We start from the raw sequence: 17,354 nt of genomic DNA, 5'->3' as shown, positions 1-17,354 counted from the left end.
CCAGCGCGTCCGACGGCGGGGCCGGGCTGGTCAGGGCCGCTCCCAGTCCTCCACGGGTCCGGGCACGACGACGAACAGCGGGTGGACCTCCGGTGCGGTCACGGCCACCTGCGCCGCAGCCCGCTCGGGGCTGCGCACCGTGAGCTTGGCGGAGAGGTGCGCCCACTCGTGGGCGACCTGGCCGGCGGTGACGGGGATGCGCGGGACGAGCGCGCCCGACGACGCCTCGCCCACCGACGACACGCCCACCGACGACACGCCCACCGACGACGCGCCCTCCGATGACGTCGCGGCGACCGTCGACGTGCCGTCCCGAGGCTCCGGGCGGTCGATCCGGCCGACGTCGAAGCGGTACCCCCGCCGGGCGGCCTCGCTCGCGACGCCCCCGAGGTAGACGCCCACCGCGGCCACGGCGTCGGGCTGGGCGCGGAAGCGCGTGAGCTGGCTGTGCTGCCGGTACCCGCGGGTGCGCCCGGCCAGCACCGCCTGCGCGAGCAGCGCCTCGCGCCAGCAGGCCGTCAGCCCCTGCCGGTCCAGGTAGCGGGGGTGGAGCGACCAGATCCTCATCGCACCATCCTCCCTGGGCACGCGGAGGCGCCGGGTGTCCGAACCGCCTCCGCACCGGATGCGCACCGGGACCGGCGGTGCCACCGTGGGCCTATGAGCGAGAGCACCGGAACCCCCAGCAACCCGTCCGAGCAGCCGTACGACCCGGCGAAGGACCCCGACGCCGACCCCGAGGAGCTGACGTCGCGCGACCCGGCCGACCAGCCCGACCAGGCAGAGGGCGAGGACGACGTGGAGCTCGGCAGCGCCTGACGGAGGCAGTTCCCGCCCGGGGCGAGCGGGCCGGCGCAGAGCCGCCGGCCAGGCCGCGCCCTGGCGCCGACGACGACGAGGAGACGCCTGTGCGCGCACTGACCTGGCAGGGCAAGGAGGACGTCCGCGTCGAGACGGTCCCCGACCCCGTCCTGAAGGAACCGACCGACGCGATCGTGCGGATCACGTCCACGGCGATCTGCGGCTCGGACCTGCACCTGTACGGCGTGCTCGGGCCGTTCATCGACGCCGGCGACGTGCTCGGGCACGAGCCGATGGGGATCGTGGAGGAGGTCGGCGCGGACGTCTCCCACATCCGCCCCGGAGACCGCGTGGTCATCCCCTTCAACATCTCGTGCGGTTCCTGCTGGATGTGCACCCGAGGCCTGCAGAGCCAGTGCGAGACGACCCAGGTGCACGAGCACGACAAGGGCGCCGCGCTGTTCGGCTACACCAAGCTGTACGGCCAGGTGCCGGGCGGGCAGGCCGAGTACCTGCGCGTGCCGATGGCGCACTACGGACCGATCCCTGTCCCGGACGACGGCGAGCCCGACGAGCGTTACCTCTATCTCTCGGACGTCCTTCCCACCGCGTGGCAGGCCGTCGAGTACGCGGACATCCCGCCCGGCGGCACGGTGACCGTGCTCGGCCTCGGGCCGATCGGCCAGATGGCCGCCCGTATCGCCCGTCACCGCGGCGCCTCCCAGGTGATCGGCGTCGACCGCGTCCCCGAGCGCCTCGCCATGGCCCGCCGCCACGGCGTCGACACCATCGACCTGCACGGCGACGCGCTGACCGAGTCCGTCCGCTCCCTCACCGGCGGCCGCGGCACCGACGCCGTGATCGAGGCCGTCGGCATGGAGGCGCACGGGTCCCCGGTCGCCAAGGGCGTGCACGCCGGCGCCGCCCTGCTGCCCGACGCCCTGGCCAAGCCGCTGTTCACCAAGGCAGGGATCGACCGGCTCGCGGCCCTGAACGCCGCGTTCTCCGTGGTGCGCCGCGGCGGCACCGTCTCCATCTCCGGCGTCTACGGCGGCATGGTCGACCCGATGCCGATGATGGACCTCTTCGACAAGCAGCTCACCCTGCGCATGGGCCAGGCCAACGTGCGCCGGTGGATCGACGACGTGCTGCCGCTGGCCTCCGACCCCGACGACCCGCTCGGCGTCCTCGACCTGCGTACCCACCGCCTGTCCCTCGAAGACGCCCCGCACGGGTACGAGATCTTCCAGAAGAAGGACGACGGCGCCATCAAGGTGGTCCTCGACCCCACGCTGCCCAAGGGGTCCGCCGGAGGGACGCAGTCATGAGGGTCGCCGTGGTCGGCGGGTCCGGCAACGTCGGCACCCACGTGCTCGACGCGCTGACCGCCGCGCCCGAGGTCAGCTCCGTCGTCGGGATCTCCCGCCGCCTGCCCGACCGGTCCGCCGAGCCCTACCGGTCGGCCGACTGGGTGACGATCGACGTCGGGGCGGAGGCGGCCGACGACGCCGCCGAGGAGGCCGTCGTCTCCCGCCTGGTGCAGGCGTTCGCCGGCGCGGACGCCGTCGTGCACCTCGCCTGGCTCATCCAGCCCAACCACGACCGCGACCTGATGCGCCGCACCAACGTCGAGGGCACCCGCCGGGTGGCGAGGGCGTGCGCCGTCGCCGGGGTCAAGCAGCTGGTGTGCGCCAGCTCGTGGGCGGCCTACTCGCCCGTCGACGACGACGTGCCCCGAGACGAGTCGTGGCGCACCGGCGGCATCCGGTCCTCGCACTACAGCGTCGACAAGGCCGCCCAGGAACGGGTGCTGGACGAGTTCGAGGCGGCCCACCCGGAGGTCGTCGTCACGCGCATGCGCACCGCGCTGATCTTCGCGGCCGACGCCGGCGCGGAGATCGGCCGGTACTTCCTGGGGCCGTGGGTGCCGCGGGGGCTGCTGCGCCCCGGCGCTCTGCCGGTGCTGCCGCTGCCCGCCGGCCTGCGCGTGCACGTGGTCCACGCGGAGGACGCGGCGCAGGCGTACCTCCAGGTGATCCTCCAGCGGGCGGGCGGGGCGTTCAACGTCACGGCCGACGAGGTGCTCTGGCCCGCCGACCTCGCCCGGATCCTCGACCACGGCCGGTACGTGGAGATCTCGCCGCGGCTCATCAGGCCGTTCCTGGACCTCGCGTGGAACGCCCGCGTCTTCGCCTCTGACGCCGGCTGGCTGGACATGGCGATGGGCGTGCCCGTCATGGACGGCGGCCGCATCAAGCGGGTGACCGGCTGGCAGCCCCGGCACGACGCCGAGTCCGCCCTCCGCGAGCTGCTCGAGGGCCTGGTGGCGGGCGGGGGCCGCGCGAGCGTGCCCATGCGGCCGCAGGACACCCAGTTCGAGGGCGCCCCCTCCGAGGGCGCGTCAGGTCGCGCCCGGGGCGGCCGGCACGCCGACCCCACCGTCACCGTCACTGGCACAGGAGAGACCATGAGCGCCGACGTCCCGCCCCACCTCGACCGGAACCTGCTCGGCATCTACCTCTCGGACCACCTGATGGGCGCCTCGGGCGGGGTGAGCCGGATCGAGCGGATGGCCGAGGTGTACGCCGACACCGACCTGGGCCCGGAGCTGGGGCGCCTCGCGACCGAGATCGGCGCGGCACGGCACGAGCTGGCCGCGCTCATCGACCGGCTGGACCTGCCCAGCAAGCCGCACCGGCAGGCGGTCGCGTGGGTGGCGGAGCACGTCGGGCGGCTCAAGCTCAACGGCCGGCTGATGAGCCGCTCCCCCCTCAGCGTGGTCCTCGAGCTGGAGATCATGCGCGCCGCGGTCGCCGGGCAGCTCGGCCTGTGGCAGACGCTGGTCGACCTGGCTCCCGAGCTCGGGCTGCCCACCGAGCCGTTCGAGGAGCTCGCCGAGAGCAGCCGCGGCTTCCAGACGCGGCTGGAGCGGCTGCACGAGCAGGCCCGCGAGCCCGCCTTCCGCGCGGGCGAGAAGATCGCCTGACGGCGTCAGTCCGGCGGCTCGACCACCTCGGGCAGCTCGGTCGCGTCGGGGGCCTCCGCCCCGGCGGGCGTGCCGTGGCCCTGCGGGTCGGGCTCGGCGCGCAGCAGGTCAGCCGCCTCCTCCTCGGGACGGGGCGGGACCGTCTCGTCCTCCTCGAGCAGGACCGGGTCCTCGTAGTGCGGGTCGTGCGGCTGGCTCGGTGTCGACATCGAAGCTCCCCTCGTCGGGTCCCAGCGTGGCACGACCCGCCCGGACGCGACAGACGGCGAGCGCGGCACTCGCCCGCCTCCCGGGGCGGACACGTCCGGTCACCCGTAGCATCACGTTCGTGCTAGCGACGACCATCTATGCGCCCGGAGACGTCCGCCTCGAGGAGGTGCCCGACCCGCACGTGCTGCGCCCCACCGACGCAGTGGTGCGCGTGACCGCGGCCTGCGTGTGCGGCTCGGACCTGTGGCGCTACCGCGGTGTCGTGCCCGTGTCGCGGCCCGGCCGGATCGGCCACGAGTTCGTCGGCGTGGTCACCGAGATCGGTGACGAGGTCGGCACCGTCAGCCCCGGCGACTTCGTCGTCGCCCCCTTCGCCTACAGCTGCGGCACGTGCGCGAACTGCCGCAACGGCGTCCAGACCTCGTGCGTCCACGGCGGTTTCTGGGCCGGCCGGGACCGCGAGGACCTCCCCGTCGACGGCGGCCAGGGCGAGCTGGTCCGGGTGCCCTGGGCGGACGGCACGCTGGTGCGCACGCCCGAGACCCCCGACGACTCGCTCCTGCCCGCCCTCCTGACGCTGACCGACGTCATGGGCACCGGCCACCACGCGGCCGTGCGCGGCGGGGTCCGCCCCGGGAGCGTCGTCGCGGTCGTGGGCGACGGCGCCGTCGGGCTGTGCGCGGTCCTCGCCGCTCGCCGGCTCGGCGCGGAGCGCGTCGTCATCTTCTCCCGGCACCCCGACCGGCAGGGCATCGCGCGGGGCTTCGGGGTCGACGACGTCATCGCCACCCGCGGCGACGAGGGCGTCGAGGAGCTCCGGGACCTGCTGGACGCCCCGGGCGCCGACGTCGTGCTCGAGGCGGTGGGCAACCAGGACTCCCTGGAGCAGGCTGTGGCCGCGGCGCGCCCCGGCGGCACCGTCGGGTACGTCGGCGTGCCCAACGGCGTCACCGAGCTGCCGATGCGGGCGTTGTTCAACCGCAACGTCGGCCTCGCGGGCGGGGTCGCGCCGGTGCGCGCCTACCTCGAGGAGCTGCTGCCGGAGGTGCTCGACGGCCGCCTCGCCCCCGCCGCCGTCTTCGACCGCGCCGTCCCGCTCGCCGAGGTCGCCGAGGCCTACGCGGCGATGGACCGGCGCGAGGCGGTCAAGGTCATGCTCCGCCCGTGACCGGGCGCCCGAGGTGACAGGGGAGCAGCGGTGACCGAGGAGACTGCTGCGGCCCCGGTGCCTGCGGGCGGCGACGCCGCGCCCCGCACGCCCGCCGAGCTCTTCGCCGGTTCCCCGGACGGGCTGCGCCTCTACGAGGCCGTCGCCGCCGCTGTCGCGGAGCTGGGCGCGCACGAGGTCAGGGTGAGCCGGAGCCAGGTCTCCTTCCGCCGTCGTCGCGGCTTCGCCTACGTCTGGCGGCCGGGACGGTACGTACGCAGCGACGTGCCCGCGGTGCTGTCCGTCGCGCTCCCGCGCGAGCTGGCCTCGGAGCGGTTCAAGGAGGTCGCCCACCCGACGCCGCGGGTGTGGATGCACCACCTGGAGCTCGACGACGTGGCCCAGGTCGACGCCGAGGTGAGCCGCTGGCTCGCGGAGGCCTATGCCGCGGCCGGCTGAGGCCTGAGCCACCGGAATGCAGGGCCGGGCGGCCCGCGGTGCAATGGGGGCATGGTGTCCCCGGATGCGCGCGTGGGCGTCGTCGTCATCACGCACGACCGTCGCGACGAGCTCGACCGCACGCTGCGCCGACTGCGCGCCCTGCCCGAGGCGCCCCGCGTGGTCGTGGTCGACAACGGCTCGACCGACGGCACCGCCGACGCCGTCCGCCGCGACCACCCCTGGGCCGACCTGGTCGCGAGCCCGACCAACCTCGGCGCCGTGGGCCGCAATTTGGGCGTGGCCAGGCTGGAGACCCCCTACGTCGCCTTCTGCGACGACGACACCTGGTGGGAGCCGGGCAGCATCAGCCGGGCCGCCGACGTGCTGGACGCCCACCCCGGCGTCGCGGTCCTCACGGCCCGGATCGTGGTCGAGCCCGGCGGGCGTGAGGACCCCATCGTCGCCGAGCTGCGGGGCTCGCCCGTGCAGGGCCCGCCCGGGCTGCCCGGACCGGCGCTCGGCAGCTTCCTCGCCGGCGCCTCGGTCGTCCGTCGTGACGCCTTCCAGCAGGCCGGGGGCTTCCACCCGCGCCTGTGGCTCGGCGGCGAGGAGGAGCTGCTGGCGGCCGACCTCGCGGCCGCTCGGTGGGAGCTGTGCTTCCTGGAGGACCTGACCGTCCACCACCACGCCTCCACGGCGCGCGACACGCGGCGCCGGCTGCGCGACGGCGTGCGCAACACGCTGTGGTTCACCTGGTTGCGTCGCCCGCTCCCGGCCGCGCTTCGCCGCACCGTGGTCGTGCTGTCCCAGCTCAGACCCGGCGCCGCGACGGCCGCCGGCGTCCTCGCGGCCGCGCGTGGGCTGCCGTGGGTGCTCCGCGAACGCCGGCCGCTGCCCGCGCACGCCGAGGCCCGCTTCCGGGCGCTGGAGTCCCACCAGCGCCGGTCGACCGCGCGCCGGTACCGCTAGCGGGTCCCCCGGCCGGGCGGAGGCGGGCCCGGACCGACGGTCCTACAGCCGGAGGTCGAGGCTGACGACGGCGGAGGCGACCGCGCGCACCTTCACGCCGCGGCTCCTGGCGTAGTGCCGCAGGCGCTCGAACGCGGCGTCGACCGTGATGCCGTCCGCCTCCGCGAGGATGCCCTTGGCCTGCTCGATCACCACCCGGCTGTCGAGGGCGTGCTGGAGCTGCTGGGACAGCAGGGTCTGCTTGGCCAGCGACGAGGCGTTGATCAGGTACGCGGTCGCCATGTTCGCCAGCACCCGCGCCGCGTCGAGGACCTCGTCCGACCACTTGCGGACGTCCGTGCTGTACATGTTGAGCGCGCCGACCGTCTGCTCGCCGAGCCGCATGGGTACCCCGGCGACGGCGCGCATCCCGAACTCGTCGGCCACCCGTCGGTAGCCGGGCCAGCGGTGCTCGAGCGCCAGGTTCGGGACGGCGACGACCTCCCCGCCCCGGTACGCCTCGACGCACGGGCCCTCCTGGTGCTCCTCCTGGAACAGCTCCAGCCGGTGGATGTCGGCGGGGACGGTGGCCACCGCGTGGAGCTGCCCGTTCGATCCCAGGGTCACCCCGCTGCCGGCGAGGGAGAACAGCCGCCGGAGCCGGTCGCCGAGGTCCAGCAGCACCTCGTCGATCTCGTAGTGACTCAGGAGCTTCTCGCTGAAGCCGGCCGTCGTCTCGACGAACAGATCGTGGTCGTACATCTCCGGTTCCCTCCGGTGGACGCCACCCACTGGTGGCTAACCGAAGCGAACGGCCCGAAGGAAGGGCGCCAGGGCTAGGTCCAGCGTACGCTTGTTCGGCCCGGCATCGCGGGTAATTTCGGTCGCCCTGCGCCCGCTAACGCGGGTCACTGCCCTGGCGAAACCGGGTCCGCGACCGCACAGTTCACCCGTCAGGACCACCCGGCCTGCCACACTGGCCACGTGCGCACCGTCGGCGTCGAGGAAGAGCTGCTGCTGGTCGAGAGCGCGACCGGGCGGGCGCTGTCCGTCGCCGGTCAGGTTCTCGCACGGGCCACCGAGCGCGCCGCCCGAGCGGTGGGCGCAGGCCCGGCAGGCGCAGGGCCGGCGGGCGCAGCCCCGGCAGGCACCGCCCCGGCGACCGGCCCCGGCGGGCTGCTCGAGCGCGAGCTTCAGCAGCAGCAGATCGAGGCCGACACGCGCCCGCACACCGACCTGGACGCGCTCGAGGGGGAGCTGCGGGGCTGGCGTGCCACGGCGAGCGACGCAGCGCGGCAGGTCGGCGCCCGGGTGGCGGCCGTCGGCCTGTGCCCGACCCCGGTGGTCCCGCGCACCGTGGACAGCGCGCGCTACCGCACGATGGTCGACCGGTTCGGCATCCTCACCACCGAGCACCTGACCTGCGGCTGCCACGTGCACGTCTCCGTCGACTCGCGCGAGGAGGCGGTGGGCGTCCTCGACCGCATCCGGGTCTGGCTGCCGCCGCTGCTGGCGCTGAGCTCGAACTCGCCGTACTGGCAGGGCAGGGACACCGCGTACGCGAGCTACCGGTACCTGATGCAGAACCGGTGGCCCTCTGCCGGTCCCTCCGAGATCTTCGGGTCGGTCCGCGCCTACGACGAGCTCGTCGAGAAGATGGTGCGCACCGGCGCGATCCTCGACACCGGGATGGTCTACTTCGACGCCCGCGCGTCTGCCCGCTACCCCACGGTCGAGATCCGGGTGGCGGACGTGTGCCTCGACCCCGCCGACACGGTCATGATCGCCGCGCTCTGCCGCGCGCTCGTGGACACCGCGGCGGTCGAGTGGGCCGAGGGCCGGCCGCCGCCGGCGGTGCCCGGGATGCTGCTCCGGCTGGCCGGGTGGCAGGCCGGCCGCGAGGGGGTCGGTGGCGCCCTTCTCGACCCGGTGACCCTGGATCCCGCGCCCGCCTGGGACGTGCTCGGGGGCCTGCTCGAGCACGTCCGCCCGGCGCTGAGAGCCAACGGCGACGTCGAACGCGTGGAGGCCGGGTTCGACCGCGTGCTCGCCCACGGCACCGGCGCCGACCGCCAGCGCGCCGTCATGGGCCGCACCGGCCGCCTGGTCGACGTGGTGGCGTTCATCGCGCGGGCCACGGCCGGCATGGAGGACTGAGCGGGGACCGGGACGGCGGCGCGCCTGCAAGATACGGGCCGCCGGTGACACAGACGGGCGAGGGGCATCGGCGCCGGGGTGAAAGGGACGGACGTGGACGGTCGGGACGCGGCGTGGTTCGACGCGCTCTTCCGCGACCACGCGGCCGCCGTCCACCGCTACCTGCTGCGACGGGCGCCGCAGGACGCCGAGGATCTCGCCGCCGAGGTGCTCACCATCGCGTGGCGGCGCCGCGCCGACGTGCCCGAGGGCGCCGAGCTCCCGTGGCTGTACCGCACCGCAGGCTTCGTCCTGGCGAACCACCGCCGCAAGAAGCAGCCTCTGACTCTCGAGTCGGTCCCCGAGCAGGACGTCGACGACGACCCGGCCGACGCCGTCGTCACGGACGAGCTCGTGCGGGAGGCCCTCGCGCACCTCAGTCCCCGCGACCGGCGCATCCTCCTGCTGCACGCGTGGGAGGGGCTGGGCGGGGAGGAGCTCGCCGTGGTGCTTGGCATCTCACGGGGCGGTGCGGACGCCGCGCTGTCCCGTGCACGTTCCCGGCTCGCGGCGGCCTGGGCCCGCTCGTAAACCCATCGAGGCACGCGGCCCACCCCCGCAAGATCGGCTCCTGCCGGCACACATACCGGGCAGCAGGCCGCCACGCCGCGGCCGCCGAGCGCTGGAGGAGTGCGATGAGCGACCACGACTTCCCCGAGGAGGAGATCCTCGAGCGTCTGCGCGCGGCCGACCCCGCCGCCGGGGCGAGCACCGACCTCGCCCGGCTCCGTGGCGCCGTCGACAGGCGCATCGCCGAGAGCGGGGCCGCGACCGCGGACGACGACCGAGCCCCCGTCGTGCCCCTCGCGCCCGCGCGGTCCCGGCGGAGCCGGTGGCTGGCCGTGGCCGCCGCCGCGGCGGGCGCCGCGGTGGTGGCGGCGGGCGGCTTCGCCGCCGGGCGCGGCACCGCCGAGCCGGCCATCACGGCAGCGCCCGGCAGCGGGCTCGAGTCCGCCGCCGACCGCGGCGCGGCCACCGACTCCGGCGGACCCGAGTCCGGCGGACCCGAGTCCCTTGCACGGGCCGGGGCCGACGCGGCGATCTACCCGGCGCCGACGGTCTCGCGCATGGACTTCCAGGCCGTCGGCCTCTCGGAGGAGGCAGGCACCGCACCGGCCTGGACCTACGACCCGGCCGTGAGCTTCAGCGCCGAGCGCACCGCCGCCCTGGGGGGTCATCTGGGCATTCCGGGGGAGCCCGTCCTCGCGGGCGGGGCCTGGCAGATGGGCGTGACGGACGGCAGCGGCGCGTACCTCACCGTCTCCCCGGACGGCACGACCACGACCAGCTACTACGACCCGGCCAAGGACCCGCACCAGTGCCTGCGCACCGAGCCAGGATCGGGGACCGGACAGCCCCCGGCACCCGACGCGCCGGAGGGCGGGTCCGACGGCGGTGCGCCCACCTACGAGTGGTGCGAGCCCACCGACGCACCGCCCGCGCCGCGCGGCGAGGACGCCTTCGCCCAGGTTCGCGAGCTGCTCACGGCCGCCGGGCTGGACCCGGCCGGGTTCGAGCTGGTGGACAGCGACTACGGCGACCCCAGCGTCACCGAGGTCGTCGCGCACCAGCTGGTCGACGGCCGGCGCAGCGGGGTCGCCTGGTACGTGGCCGTCACCGCCGCCGGCGTGCAGAGCTTCAACGGCTCGCTCGCACCCCTCACCGGCCTCGGTGACTACCCGGTGATCAGCCCCGCCGCGGCGGTGGACCGGCTCGAGGACCCGCGGTTCGGCACCTTCGGCGACGTGCACATCCTTTCCCCCGCGGAGGGGCGTCCGCTGGACGCCGCCGGACAGGCCGGAGCCGGAGCCGCGGACTCCGCGGAGTCGGCTGCGGGCGACGCTCCCGTGACGTCCGGGCCCGACGGCACCGACGGCCCGCCGCCCGCGGCGACGCCGGGCAGCCCGGTCCCGTGGCCGGTGGAGGTCGTCGCGATCACCGGCGCCGACCTCCGCCCGGCGCTCTGGACCGCACCCTCGGGCACCGCGCTGCTCGTGCCGGCGTACGAGCTCTCCGCCGACGACGGACGGACGTGGTCCGTCGTCGCCGTCGCCGAGGAGGCCCTCGACCTGACGCCGTGACCGCCCCGTCCAGCAGCCCGTCCCCGGCCACGGGGGCGGGCCGGGCCGCCCGTCGGCGCGCCGCCCTAGTGTGGTGACCATGCGGGCGAACGAGGTGCTCCCCAGGCTGCCGTGGCGCCGGAGGGTGGAACGGACCGGGCTGGTCCTCAGCGGCGGCGGTGCCCGCGCGAGCTTCCAGATCGGGGCGCTGCGCTACCTCTACGACGAGGTGGGGATCCGTCCCGAGGTCATCACCGGCACCTCCGCCGGGTCCGTGCTCGCCGCGGTGCTCGCCCAGTCGGACGAGCCGGCGGAGCAACGCCGGCTCGTGGGCGAGCTCGCACGCATCTGGCGCGGGATGCGGCAGAGCTCGGACATGTTCGTCCCCCTCGACTGGTACGCCACGCTCCGCGAGCGCGGCCCGGAGTGGATGGCGGCGTTCTCGCGGCGCCAGCAGCGCCAGGGACCGCTGGGCCGGACGTTCTCCCGGGTCGCCAGCCGGACCGACCCGCGGCCGGCCGGTGCCCCGTTCGCCGCCCCCGCCGGATCCGTCTCCCCGAGCACCGCGACCTCCCCCGCCGACGCGGCAGCTGCCGACGCCGCGACGGCCGAGGACGGTCCGGACGGCCGGACCTCGGGCGTGCGGTCCCGGCTGCGCACGATCGGTGTGCGCACGCGGCCCGTCGAGGACCGGCCCGTCGAGGACCGACCCGTCGAGGACCGACCCGAGGACGAGGGCGCGTGGGGCTCGCTCGGCGTCGTCGAGTTCCTCAGCGCCCTGCGCGAGGTCGGCCGTGCCCGCCCGGACCTCGAGGTGATCCTGCGCGGCGCGGAGCGTGAGCGGTCGATGTACCGGCTCGGCCCGATCGTCGAGCAGCTCCTCGACCCGGAGGTCTTCCGTCCCGCACGGGTCGCCGGGTCCGGGATGGTGCTGCGCGTCGCGGTGGTCAGCCTAGAGTCCGGCGAGCTGCGCTACGTGACGGAGACCGGCGCGCTCCTGGACCGGCACGGCGACCCGCTCGGCGGCGAGCCCGTGGACCTGGTCGACGCCGTCCGAGCGTCGTGCGCCATCCCGGCGGTCCTGCCGCCGGTCCGGCTCGGCGACGAGCACTACGTCGACGGCGGCGTGCGAGAGACCCTGCCGGCCGAGGTGGCGATCGAGCAGCTGGGGGTGACCCGCTGCTACGCCGTCGTCGCCTCGCCGCCCGGGGTGCCGCGCGAGGAGAGCTACGCGGACAAGGACATGCTCTCGATCGTGCTGCGCGCGACGGCGGGGATCATGTCGGACGAGGGGCTGCACGACGAGGTCGCCTGGGCCCGCCGGGCGGGCGCGGTGATCATCCACCCGGAGCTGGACATCCACGATGTCCTCACCATCGACCCGGGTCTGACCGCCATCTCCATGGACTACGGGTACATGCGCGCCGCCGAGGCGGTGCTGGGCGCGAGTGCCCGGGAGGCCGAGCTCACGCGCGAGATCATCTCGCTGCGCAAGGAGATCTGGCGGGTCGAGAACGACCTGCTCGGCCCCGCCGCGCGGGAGGTCCTGCGGCCCGACCTCAGCGAGCTCGCCGCGCTCAAGAGCGAGCTGCGCGCGCTCGTCGACCAGGCGCACCTGACCCGCCTGCCACCGGGAGCCCGCGGCTGGTGGCGCACCTTCGAGGCGCACCCCTTCGACGTCGAGGCCGAGCCGGACTGGTCGTAGCCGTCCCGCCTCAGCCGCGCGCCAGGAGCTCCGCGAGCGTGGTGGCCGGGTGGCCGCTCAGCTCCGCCACGTCGGGGCTGACGCCGGCCATCTCCCCCGCCGCGACGGCGGTGTAGGTGCTCACCCACGCGTCCACCTCCCAGTCCGGCGCGCCGTAACGGGCGCGGGAGGCGTACGCCTCCTCGAGGGTCTCGTCGACGTAGCGGACCTGGCGGCCGAGGTGCGCGGACAGGATCGCCGCGATCTCGGTCATCGTGAGCTCCTCCGGGCCGGTGAGGTCGTAGACCTTGCCGTCGTGGTCCGCCGGGTCGCGCAGCACCGCGGCGGCGGCGTCGGCGATGTCGTCCTGCGCGACGGCGGAGACGCGGCCGTCGCCGGCCGGCCCCGCGGATCACGTCGTCCTCCCCCATCAGGGCGGGGAGGAAGTCGAGGTAGAGGTTGTCGCGGAGCATCACCGTCGCCAGGCCGGCGGAGCGCAGGTACTCCTCCGTCTCCCAGTGCAGGCGGGCGTGAGCGAACGTCGCGTCCGGCGCCGCGCCGTAGAAGGAGATGTAGACGATGCGTTCCACGCCGACGGCGACCGCGGCGTCGACGAACGTGCGGTGCTCGGCGGCCCGGTCGGGCGACTCCGAGGCCGAGACCATGAATAGCGTCTCCACCCCCGCCAGGGCCGCGCGGCCGGCCTGAGCGTCCCCGTACTCCGCGACGGCGACCGACGCGCCGGGCAGGTCGGGCGCGCGGGCCGCGTCGCGCACGACGAGACGCTGGGCCACCCCCGCCGCGGACAGGCGGCGCGCCACGCGCCCGCCGAGCCGACCCGTCGCCCCGGTGACCGCGACGGCCGGCGCGCTCACGCGTCGGGCTCTCGCTCCAGGGAGGACTCACCGTCCCCCGGCTCGACCGCGCCCGGCTCGACCGCGTCCGGCTCCTCGCCCTCGACGCCGAAGCCGGGTGCGGTCGGCGGGGCGCCGGGCCCGGGGTCGGCCGCCGGGATGCCGTCCGCGGAGGCCGGCCGGAGGTTCGGTTCCAATGGTTCTGACATCGACATGGTTCCTGCCTACCACCGCTCCGGCGCCGCCGCGCCCGGACGCACCGCCAGCTCGACGACCCGGCGGAGGTCCGACAGCGTTCCGGCGAATAATCCGTTGCGCGGCCCGCACCGACGCTGATGTGATGTCGCCATGACCACGACGACGAACCTGGCCCGGCCCGCGATCGCCGGCGGCCGGACGTGCGTGGTCGGTGGGGTCTCCCTCCCGTACGTGCCCGCCACGGCCGCCCCGCTCGGCGACCGGCCGAGCTGACGCGACGGGGCAGGGCCGCCACCGACGACGGCGCCACGGCCCCGACAGCTCGCCCCTCACGGGCCGCCTCTTCGCGGCCGTGCCGCACGAACGTCACCACCCGGTTCCGGCCGCGCACGCGTGCCGGAGCGCCCCAGGGAAAGGAGGCCCAGCCATGGACCCGATCCTCGACGCCTTCACCGCCCGGTACCTGGGCGTGCCCGTCGACGAGTACCTGCACGTGACCCGCGGCCGCCCCGGCCGCCGCGGGTCCGTGCCGGCCCGCCGCCGGATCGCCCCGGGCCACCGACCGGTGCTGGGATGACCGCTGCCTGACGTCACAATCTCTTGACGTGACACCATAGTGATGTCAGGCTGACGTCATGGATCTCAGCCCGTACCTCGCATCGTTGCGGCAGGCGCTCGCGTCGACCGCACGCGGCTCCGGCAGCCAGGTGCAGGAGGCGGCCGAGCTGCTCGCGCAGAGCCTCGAGCCGGCCCTGCGGCTGACGCTCATGGAGCTCGCCTCGGACGTCGCGGCCGAGGTCACCGTCCAGCTGGACGGCGACGTCGTCGAGCTGCGGCTCCGTGGCGGCAACCCCGAGGTGGTCGTCCAGCAACGCCCGCGCACGGCGGAGGCCCCGCCGCCGGCGCCTCCGGCACCGCCCGTGCCGGAGGACGACGGCGGTACGGCACGCATCTCGCTCCGCCTCCCGGAGAACCTCAAGGGGCAGGTCGACCAGGCGGCCGCCCGCGAGGGCGTCTCCGTCAACACCTGGCTCGTCCGGGCCGCCCAGCAGTCGCTGGCCGGACCGGGTGCGCAACCCACCGACAACATCAGGACCGGCCGCCGGATGAGCGGCTGGGTCCGCTGAGAAAGGCCTTCCGCCATGGATCCCAGCGTCCTCGACGCGTTCGCCGCACGCTCCCTGCGTGTGCCGATGGAGAACCTGCTGACCGAGCGGCGTGCGTCACGCGCGCACCGCACCACCCACCGCAACCAGGAGAGGAGGACCGACTGATGGACCAGTGGCTCGAGCTGCACGAGGCACGCGCGCGTGACCTCGTCCGTGAGGCCGAGGCCGTGCACCGCCGCCGCGCGACGGCGCCGCGACGGAGCACCGTCTTCACCCTGAGCCGGCGTCGTTCCGCCGCCGACTCGCTCTAGGTCCGCCCGCGCCCGCCCGCCGCCCGGCGGGCGGGCCGCCCGCCGAGGAGATCCGATGACCCAGCACGACTTCCCCGTCCCGGGCCCGGTCCGCGTCCAGGCCGCCACGCGTGCCAGCGACCTGGCCGTCGTCGCGCACGACGTCGACCACGTCACCGTGCGCCTGGACCCCGTCCGGGCCGATGACGAAGGTGAGTCGCTCGCCGGGGCCACCCGGGTCGACCTCACCGGGGACACGCTGCGGATCGAGGTCCCGCCGTCGCGCGCCCGGCTCTTCGGGCCCAGCGCCCGCCTGCGGATCACCGTGACCGTCCCGGCGGGCTCCTCGCTCGACGCGAGCTCGGGCTCCGGCGACGTGACGAGCAACGGCCCGCTCGCCGTCGCACTGGTGCGCACCGGCTCGGGCGACGTCGACCTCGACGAGGCGGCGGAGGTCGAGGTGGCCACCGGGTCGGGTGACATCACCGTGGCGTCGCTCGACACCGGTCAGGTGCTCACCGGCTCCGGCGACGCCACCGTCGGTACGGTGCGCCGCTTCCTCCGGTCCAGGTCGGGCTCCGGGGACGTGGTCGTCGGGGCGGTCGCGGACGTCGAGGGCGTCACCGGCTCGGGGGACCTGCTGGTCAAGGAGCTGTCCGGCCGGGCCGTCGTGCGCACCGCGTCGGGCGACCTCACCGTGCGCCGGGCCCTGCACGGGCAGCTCGACGCGAAGACCGCCTCGGGCGACGTCTCGGTCCGGGTGGCCGAGGGGACCGCGGTGCTGCTCGACTGCTCGACCGTCTTTGGCGGCCTGCGCTCCAGCCTCGAGCCGGCCGCCGAGCCGGGGCCGGACGAGCCCGCCCTCCTCCTGCGGGCGCGCACCGTCAGCGGCGACATCACCGTCCAGCGCACCGCCTGAGCCGGCCCTCCTCGACGTAGCGCCGTCACCCGCACGACCGTGAGGCCGGCCGAACCGGTCTGCCTCGTCACCCGGCTCCCAACGGGGTCTGCTGGTGCAGGACGAGCCGGGCCTCGCCGTCCGCCTCGACGTAGGTGCTCGCCATGGTGGCCCGGTAGACCTCCTGACCACGCCGGCCCTCGAACGTGTAGACGAGCGCGGCGGCGTCCGCACCCACCGGCAGCAGCTGGGCCTCGGTCAGGGACACCCCGTCCCAGCCGGGGCTGACGTCCATGGCCCGGGCACACCCCTCGGCGTCCAGGACCATGCCGGGCAGGACGAAGAGGGCGTCCGGCCGCATGACGCGCCGGTAGGTGTCGCCGTCTCCGGTGGCGAGCTCGCGTTCGGTGGCGAGCAGGGTGGCGAGGGTCAGCATGGTCCGACGCTAGCGGCGCCCGCCGGCCCTCGCCGCCGCAGGTGCTGTGTGCCCGGCCCCGGGCGAGGGCAGGATGGAGGCATGAGCATCGTGAAGATCAACGCCATCACGGTCCCGGCGGACAGCGGCGACGAGCTCGCCCACCGCTTCGCCGCCCGCGCCAGCGCGATGGAGGGTGTCGACGGGTTCCTCGGCTTCGAGCTGCTGCGGCCCACCGACGAGCGCACCACCTGGCTGGTGGTGACCCGGTGGCGCGACGACTACTCCTACGAGGCGTGGCGCGGGTCGGAGGCGTTCTCCGTGGGGCACGGCCGCGGCGGGGAGCACAGCGAGGGGCAGGGTCACGGGGGCCGCCGCCCGGTCGGGACGTCGGCCGAGCTGTGGAGCTTCGAGATCGCCGGCGGCAGCGGGGTCGACTGACCCGCGGCGCACGCCGCCATCGCCGGCGTGCGGCGGCTCAGAACGACGTGCCGAGCTCGTTGCGCCCGAACTCCTCGAGGAAGCGGGGCCCGGTCCGCGCCAGCTCCCGCTCGAACTCGCCGGCCCAGGCCTCGAAGGGGGCGGAGGCGAGGGCGTCGTTGGTGAAGCGGGGGTCGCCGGTCAGCTCGGTGACGCAGAACTCCGGGATCGCCAGGTCGGTGACCGGGCCGCCGCGCTCGCACTCGGCGACGATGAGCGGCGCGTTGTGCCCGAGGAACGCGTCCAGCACCCAGCCGTCCGTGCCGAGCCACACGGAGTGGCGGTACTTGACCACCTTGGCGCCGCCGAGTCGCACCATGGCCAGGCCGACGGACACGTCGAGCTCGCGCTCCGCCTCGTAGCGGGTGCCGCCCACGTACGGGCCCTTGGCGGTGAGCGCGCAGAACGTGAACGCGTCGGCCAGCTCGTCGAGCAGCGCGGACTCGTCGACCGCGGCGGGCACCGGCACCCGCGGCGCCGGCGCCTGCAGCCGGATCCGCAGGGCGTACCCCTCGGCGGCGAGGAAGTAGCTCTGCACGATGAGGACGGGGTCGGGCTCGCTGAGCACGGCGTCGGGCAGCGCGCGGACGAGGAACTTGCGCTCGAACTCGAAGTCGCCGTAGCCGGTGTCGCTCAT

At 75.3% G+C, this 17,354-nt stretch carries 24 protein-coding genes and 1 pseudogene; 17 read left to right on the top strand and 8 right to left on the bottom strand.

The window, feature by feature from the left end:
* Window positions 1-30: 30 nt before the first annotated feature.
* Window positions 31-567 carry a pyrimidine dimer DNA glycosylase/endonuclease V gene (locus KZX45_RS11475; protein WP_248257878.1) on the bottom strand — a complete coding sequence of 179 codons (537 nt, stop codon included), beginning with the start codon at window positions 565-567 and terminating at the stop codon, window positions 31-33.
* A 93-nt stretch (window positions 568-660) separates the two neighbouring features.
* On the opposite strand from KZX45_RS11475, the gene KZX45_RS11470 reads away from it, so the two are divergent.
* From KZX45_RS11470 to KZX45_RS11460, 3 genes are all read left to right on the top strand, one after another.
* Window positions 661-819: a hypothetical protein gene (locus KZX45_RS11470; RefSeq protein WP_248257877.1), complete on the top strand. Its 159-nt coding sequence runs from the start codon at window positions 661-663 to the stop codon at window positions 817-819.
* An 89-nt stretch (window positions 820-908) separates the two neighbouring features.
* Window positions 909-2,129 carry a zinc-dependent alcohol dehydrogenase gene (locus KZX45_RS11465; RefSeq protein WP_248257876.1) on the top strand — a complete coding sequence of 407 codons (1,221 nt, stop codon included), beginning with the start codon at window positions 909-911 and terminating at the stop codon, window positions 2,127-2,129.
* Window positions 2,126-3,787, top strand: coding sequence for an NAD-dependent epimerase/dehydratase family protein (locus KZX45_RS11460; protein WP_248257875.1), 1,662 nt, complete (start codon window positions 2,126-2,128; stop codon window positions 3,785-3,787). Before KZX45_RS11465 ends, KZX45_RS11460 begins: the two co-directional genes overlap by 4 nt.
* A 5-nt stretch (window positions 3,788-3,792) precedes the next feature.
* Here the strand turns inward: KZX45_RS11460 and KZX45_RS11455 are convergent, their stop codons facing one another.
* Entirely contained in the window at window positions 3,793-3,996 is a 204-nt protein-coding gene (locus tag KZX45_RS11455; protein ID WP_248257874.1) for a hypothetical protein, read from the bottom strand.
* Between the two features lie 119 nt (window positions 3,997-4,115).
* Here KZX45_RS11455 and KZX45_RS11450 point away from each other — a divergent pair, with 119 nt between their 5' ends.
* Genes KZX45_RS11450 through KZX45_RS11440 form a run of 3 tightly spaced genes read left to right on the top strand, consistent with a single transcriptional unit; the run spans window position 4,116 to window position 6,554 of the window.
* The gene (locus KZX45_RS11450; RefSeq protein WP_248257873.1) at window positions 4,116-5,165 is read left to right on the top strand and encodes a zinc-binding dehydrogenase; all 1,050 of its coding nucleotides are present in this window, start codon (window positions 4,116-4,118) and stop codon (window positions 5,163-5,165) included.
* A 30-nt stretch (window positions 5,166-5,195) separates the two neighbouring features.
* Window positions 5,196-5,603, top strand: a complete 408-nt coding sequence (locus KZX45_RS11445; protein WP_248257872.1) for a DUF5655 domain-containing protein — start codon at window positions 5,196-5,198, stop codon at window positions 5,601-5,603.
* A 51-nt stretch (window positions 5,604-5,654) separates the two neighbouring features.
* Window positions 5,655-6,554 carry a glycosyltransferase family 2 protein gene (locus tag KZX45_RS11440; protein WP_248257871.1) on the top strand — a complete coding sequence of 300 codons (900 nt, stop codon included), beginning with the start codon at window positions 5,655-5,657 and terminating at the stop codon, window positions 6,552-6,554.
* Window positions 6,555-6,596: 42 nt separating this feature from the next.
* Here KZX45_RS11440 and KZX45_RS11435 read toward each other — a convergent pair whose 3' ends face one another.
* On the bottom strand, window positions 6,597-7,295 hold the full coding sequence (locus KZX45_RS11435; protein WP_248257870.1) for a GAF and ANTAR domain-containing protein: 699 nt from the start codon (window positions 7,293-7,295) through the stop codon (window positions 6,597-6,599).
* A gap of 222 nt (window positions 7,296-7,517) precedes the next feature.
* Between KZX45_RS11435 and KZX45_RS11430 the strand changes: the two genes are divergently transcribed.
* The 4 genes from KZX45_RS11430 to KZX45_RS11415 all read left to right on the top strand — a co-directional run bounded on the left by KZX45_RS11430 (window position 7,518) and on the right by KZX45_RS11415 (window position 12,494).
* The gene (locus KZX45_RS11430; protein ID WP_248257869.1) at window positions 7,518-8,690 is read left to right on the top strand and encodes a glutamate--cysteine ligase; all 1,173 of its coding nucleotides are present in this window, start codon (window positions 7,518-7,520) and stop codon (window positions 8,688-8,690) included.
* Between the two features lie 93 nt (window positions 8,691-8,783).
* Window positions 8,784-9,260, top strand: a complete 477-nt coding sequence (locus tag KZX45_RS11425; protein WP_248257868.1) for a sigma-70 family RNA polymerase sigma factor — start codon at window positions 8,784-8,786, stop codon at window positions 9,258-9,260.
* Between the two features lie 104 nt (window positions 9,261-9,364).
* Window positions 9,365-10,810 carry a hypothetical protein gene (locus KZX45_RS11420; protein ID WP_248257867.1) on the top strand — a complete coding sequence of 482 codons (1,446 nt, stop codon included), beginning with the start codon at window positions 9,365-9,367 and terminating at the stop codon, window positions 10,808-10,810.
* Between the two features lie 79 nt (window positions 10,811-10,889).
* On the top strand, window positions 10,890-12,494 hold the full coding sequence (locus KZX45_RS11415; protein WP_248257866.1) for a patatin-like phospholipase family protein: 1,605 nt from the start codon (window positions 10,890-10,892) through the stop codon (window positions 12,492-12,494).
* A gap of 10 nt (window positions 12,495-12,504) precedes the next feature.
* Here KZX45_RS11415 and KZX45_RS20285 read toward each other — a convergent pair whose 3' ends face one another.
* The 3 genes and pseudogenes from KZX45_RS20285 to KZX45_RS11405 all read right to left on the bottom strand — a co-directional run bounded on the left by KZX45_RS20285 (window position 12,505) and on the right by KZX45_RS11405 (window position 13,536).
* Window positions 12,505-12,813 (bottom strand): hypothetical protein, encoded by a 309-nt coding sequence (locus tag KZX45_RS20285; RefSeq protein WP_308221732.1) that lies wholly within the window; start codon window positions 12,811-12,813, stop codon window positions 12,505-12,507.
* A gap of 154 nt (window positions 12,814-12,967) precedes the next feature.
* Window positions 12,968-13,294: pseudogene (locus tag KZX45_RS20280) on the bottom strand (NAD(P)H-binding protein); the annotation flags it as partial.
* Between the two features lie 50 nt (window positions 13,295-13,344).
* On the bottom strand, window positions 13,345-13,536 hold the full coding sequence (locus KZX45_RS11405; RefSeq protein WP_248257865.1) for a hypothetical protein: 192 nt from the start codon (window positions 13,534-13,536) through the stop codon (window positions 13,345-13,347).
* Window positions 13,537-13,675: 139 nt separating this feature from the next.
* Between KZX45_RS11405 and KZX45_RS19965 the strand changes: the two genes are divergently transcribed.
* From KZX45_RS19965 to KZX45_RS11385, 6 genes are all read left to right on the top strand, one after another.
* Window positions 13,676-13,798: a hypothetical protein gene (locus KZX45_RS19965; RefSeq protein WP_282453597.1), complete on the top strand. Its 123-nt coding sequence runs from the start codon at window positions 13,676-13,678 to the stop codon at window positions 13,796-13,798.
* Between the two features lie 154 nt (window positions 13,799-13,952).
* The gene (locus KZX45_RS11400; RefSeq protein ID WP_248257864.1) at window positions 13,953-14,102 is read left to right on the top strand and encodes a hypothetical protein; all 150 of its coding nucleotides are present in this window, start codon (window positions 13,953-13,955) and stop codon (window positions 14,100-14,102) included.
* Between the two features lie 58 nt (window positions 14,103-14,160).
* Window positions 14,161-14,652: a histidine kinase gene (locus tag KZX45_RS11395; RefSeq protein WP_248257863.1), complete on the top strand. Its 492-nt coding sequence runs from the start codon at window positions 14,161-14,163 to the stop codon at window positions 14,650-14,652.
* A 15-nt stretch (window positions 14,653-14,667) separates the two neighbouring features.
* Window positions 14,668-14,799: a hypothetical protein gene (locus KZX45_RS19960; protein ID WP_282453596.1), complete on the top strand. Its 132-nt coding sequence runs from the start codon at window positions 14,668-14,670 to the stop codon at window positions 14,797-14,799.
* On the top strand, window positions 14,799-14,945 hold the full coding sequence (locus KZX45_RS11390; RefSeq protein WP_248257862.1) for a hypothetical protein: 147 nt from the start codon (window positions 14,799-14,801) through the stop codon (window positions 14,943-14,945). Before KZX45_RS19960 ends, KZX45_RS11390 begins: the two co-directional genes overlap by 1 nt.
* Window positions 14,946-15,000: 55 nt before the next feature.
* Window positions 15,001-15,843, top strand: coding sequence for a DUF4097 family beta strand repeat-containing protein (locus tag KZX45_RS11385; RefSeq protein ID WP_248257861.1), 843 nt, complete (start codon window positions 15,001-15,003; stop codon window positions 15,841-15,843).
* A 67-nt stretch (window positions 15,844-15,910) separates the two neighbouring features.
* Here the strand turns inward: KZX45_RS11385 and KZX45_RS11380 are convergent, their stop codons facing one another.
* Complete coding sequence (locus KZX45_RS11380; protein WP_248257860.1) at window positions 15,911-16,258, bottom strand: DUF4440 domain-containing protein; 348 nt, start codon at window positions 16,256-16,258, stop codon at window positions 15,911-15,913.
* Between the two features lie 81 nt (window positions 16,259-16,339).
* On the opposite strand from KZX45_RS11380, the gene KZX45_RS11375 reads away from it, so the two are divergent.
* Window positions 16,340-16,678 (top strand): antibiotic biosynthesis monooxygenase, encoded by a 339-nt coding sequence (locus KZX45_RS11375; RefSeq protein WP_248257859.1) that lies wholly within the window; start codon window positions 16,340-16,342, stop codon window positions 16,676-16,678.
* 37 nt (window positions 16,679-16,715) lie between these two features.
* Here the strand turns inward: KZX45_RS11375 and KZX45_RS11370 are convergent, their stop codons facing one another.
* Entirely contained in the window at window positions 16,716-17,354 is a 639-nt protein-coding gene (locus KZX45_RS11370) for a hypothetical protein (protein ID WP_248257858.1), read from the bottom strand.

It is taken from the genome of Georgenia sp. EYE_87 (assembly GCF_023148685.1).
Classification (GTDB): Bacteria; Actinomycetota; Actinomycetes; order Actinomycetales; family Actinomycetaceae; genus Georgenia.
The sequence above is the reverse complement of the archived record's forward strand: the minus strand, read 5'-3'. Positions and strand labels throughout refer to the sequence as shown.

Coding starts and splice junctions, on each gene's coding strand:
- KZX45_RS11390 (WP_248257862.1), top strand. CDS start 14,799: ATGGACCAGTGGCTCGAGCTGCACGAGGCACGCGCGCGTGACCTCGTC.
- KZX45_RS11440 (WP_248257871.1), top strand. CDS start 5,655: ATGGTGTCCCCGGATGCGCGCGTGGGCGTCGTCGTCATCACGCACGAC.
- KZX45_RS19960 (WP_282453596.1), top strand. CDS start 14,668: ATGGATCCCAGCGTCCTCGACGCGTTCGCCGCACGCTCCCTGCGTGTG.
- KZX45_RS11375 (WP_248257859.1), top strand. CDS start 16,340: ATGAGCATCGTGAAGATCAACGCCATCACGGTCCCGGCGGACAGCGGC.
- KZX45_RS11455 (WP_248257874.1), bottom strand. CDS start 3,996: ATGTCGACACCGAGCCAGCCGCACGACCCGCACTACGAGGACCCGGTC.
- KZX45_RS11435 (WP_248257870.1), bottom strand. CDS start 7,295: ATGTACGACCACGATCTGTTCGTCGAGACGACGGCCGGCTTCAGCGAG.
- KZX45_RS11400 (WP_248257864.1), top strand. CDS start 13,953: ATGGACCCGATCCTCGACGCCTTCACCGCCCGGTACCTGGGCGTGCCC.
- KZX45_RS11380 (WP_248257860.1), bottom strand. CDS start 16,258: ATGCTGACCCTCGCCACCCTGCTCGCCACCGAACGCGAGCTCGCCACC.
- KZX45_RS11420 (WP_248257867.1), top strand. CDS start 9,365: ATGAGCGACCACGACTTCCCCGAGGAGGAGATCCTCGAGCGTCTGCGC.
- KZX45_RS11475 (WP_248257878.1), bottom strand. CDS start 567: ATGAGGATCTGGTCGCTCCACCCCCGCTACCTGGACCGGCAGGGGCTG.
- KZX45_RS19965 (WP_282453597.1), top strand. CDS start 13,676: ATGACCACGACGACGAACCTGGCCCGGCCCGCGATCGCCGGCGGCCGG.
- KZX45_RS11460 (WP_248257875.1), top strand. CDS start 2,126: ATGAGGGTCGCCGTGGTCGGCGGGTCCGGCAACGTCGGCACCCACGTG.
- KZX45_RS11470 (WP_248257877.1), top strand. CDS start 661: ATGAGCGAGAGCACCGGAACCCCCAGCAACCCGTCCGAGCAGCCGTAC.
- KZX45_RS11370 (WP_248257858.1), bottom strand. CDS start 17,354: ATGAGCGACACCGGCTACGGCGACTTCGAGTTCGAGCGCAAGTTCCTC.
- KZX45_RS11405 (WP_248257865.1), bottom strand. CDS start 13,536: ATGTCAGAACCATTGGAACCGAACCTCCGGCCGGCCTCCGCGGACGGC.
- KZX45_RS11385 (WP_248257861.1), top strand. CDS start 15,001: ATGACCCAGCACGACTTCCCCGTCCCGGGCCCGGTCCGCGTCCAGGCC.
- KZX45_RS11415 (WP_248257866.1), top strand. CDS start 10,890: ATGCGGGCGAACGAGGTGCTCCCCAGGCTGCCGTGGCGCCGGAGGGTG.
- KZX45_RS11395 (WP_248257863.1), top strand. CDS start 14,161: ATGGATCTCAGCCCGTACCTCGCATCGTTGCGGCAGGCGCTCGCGTCG.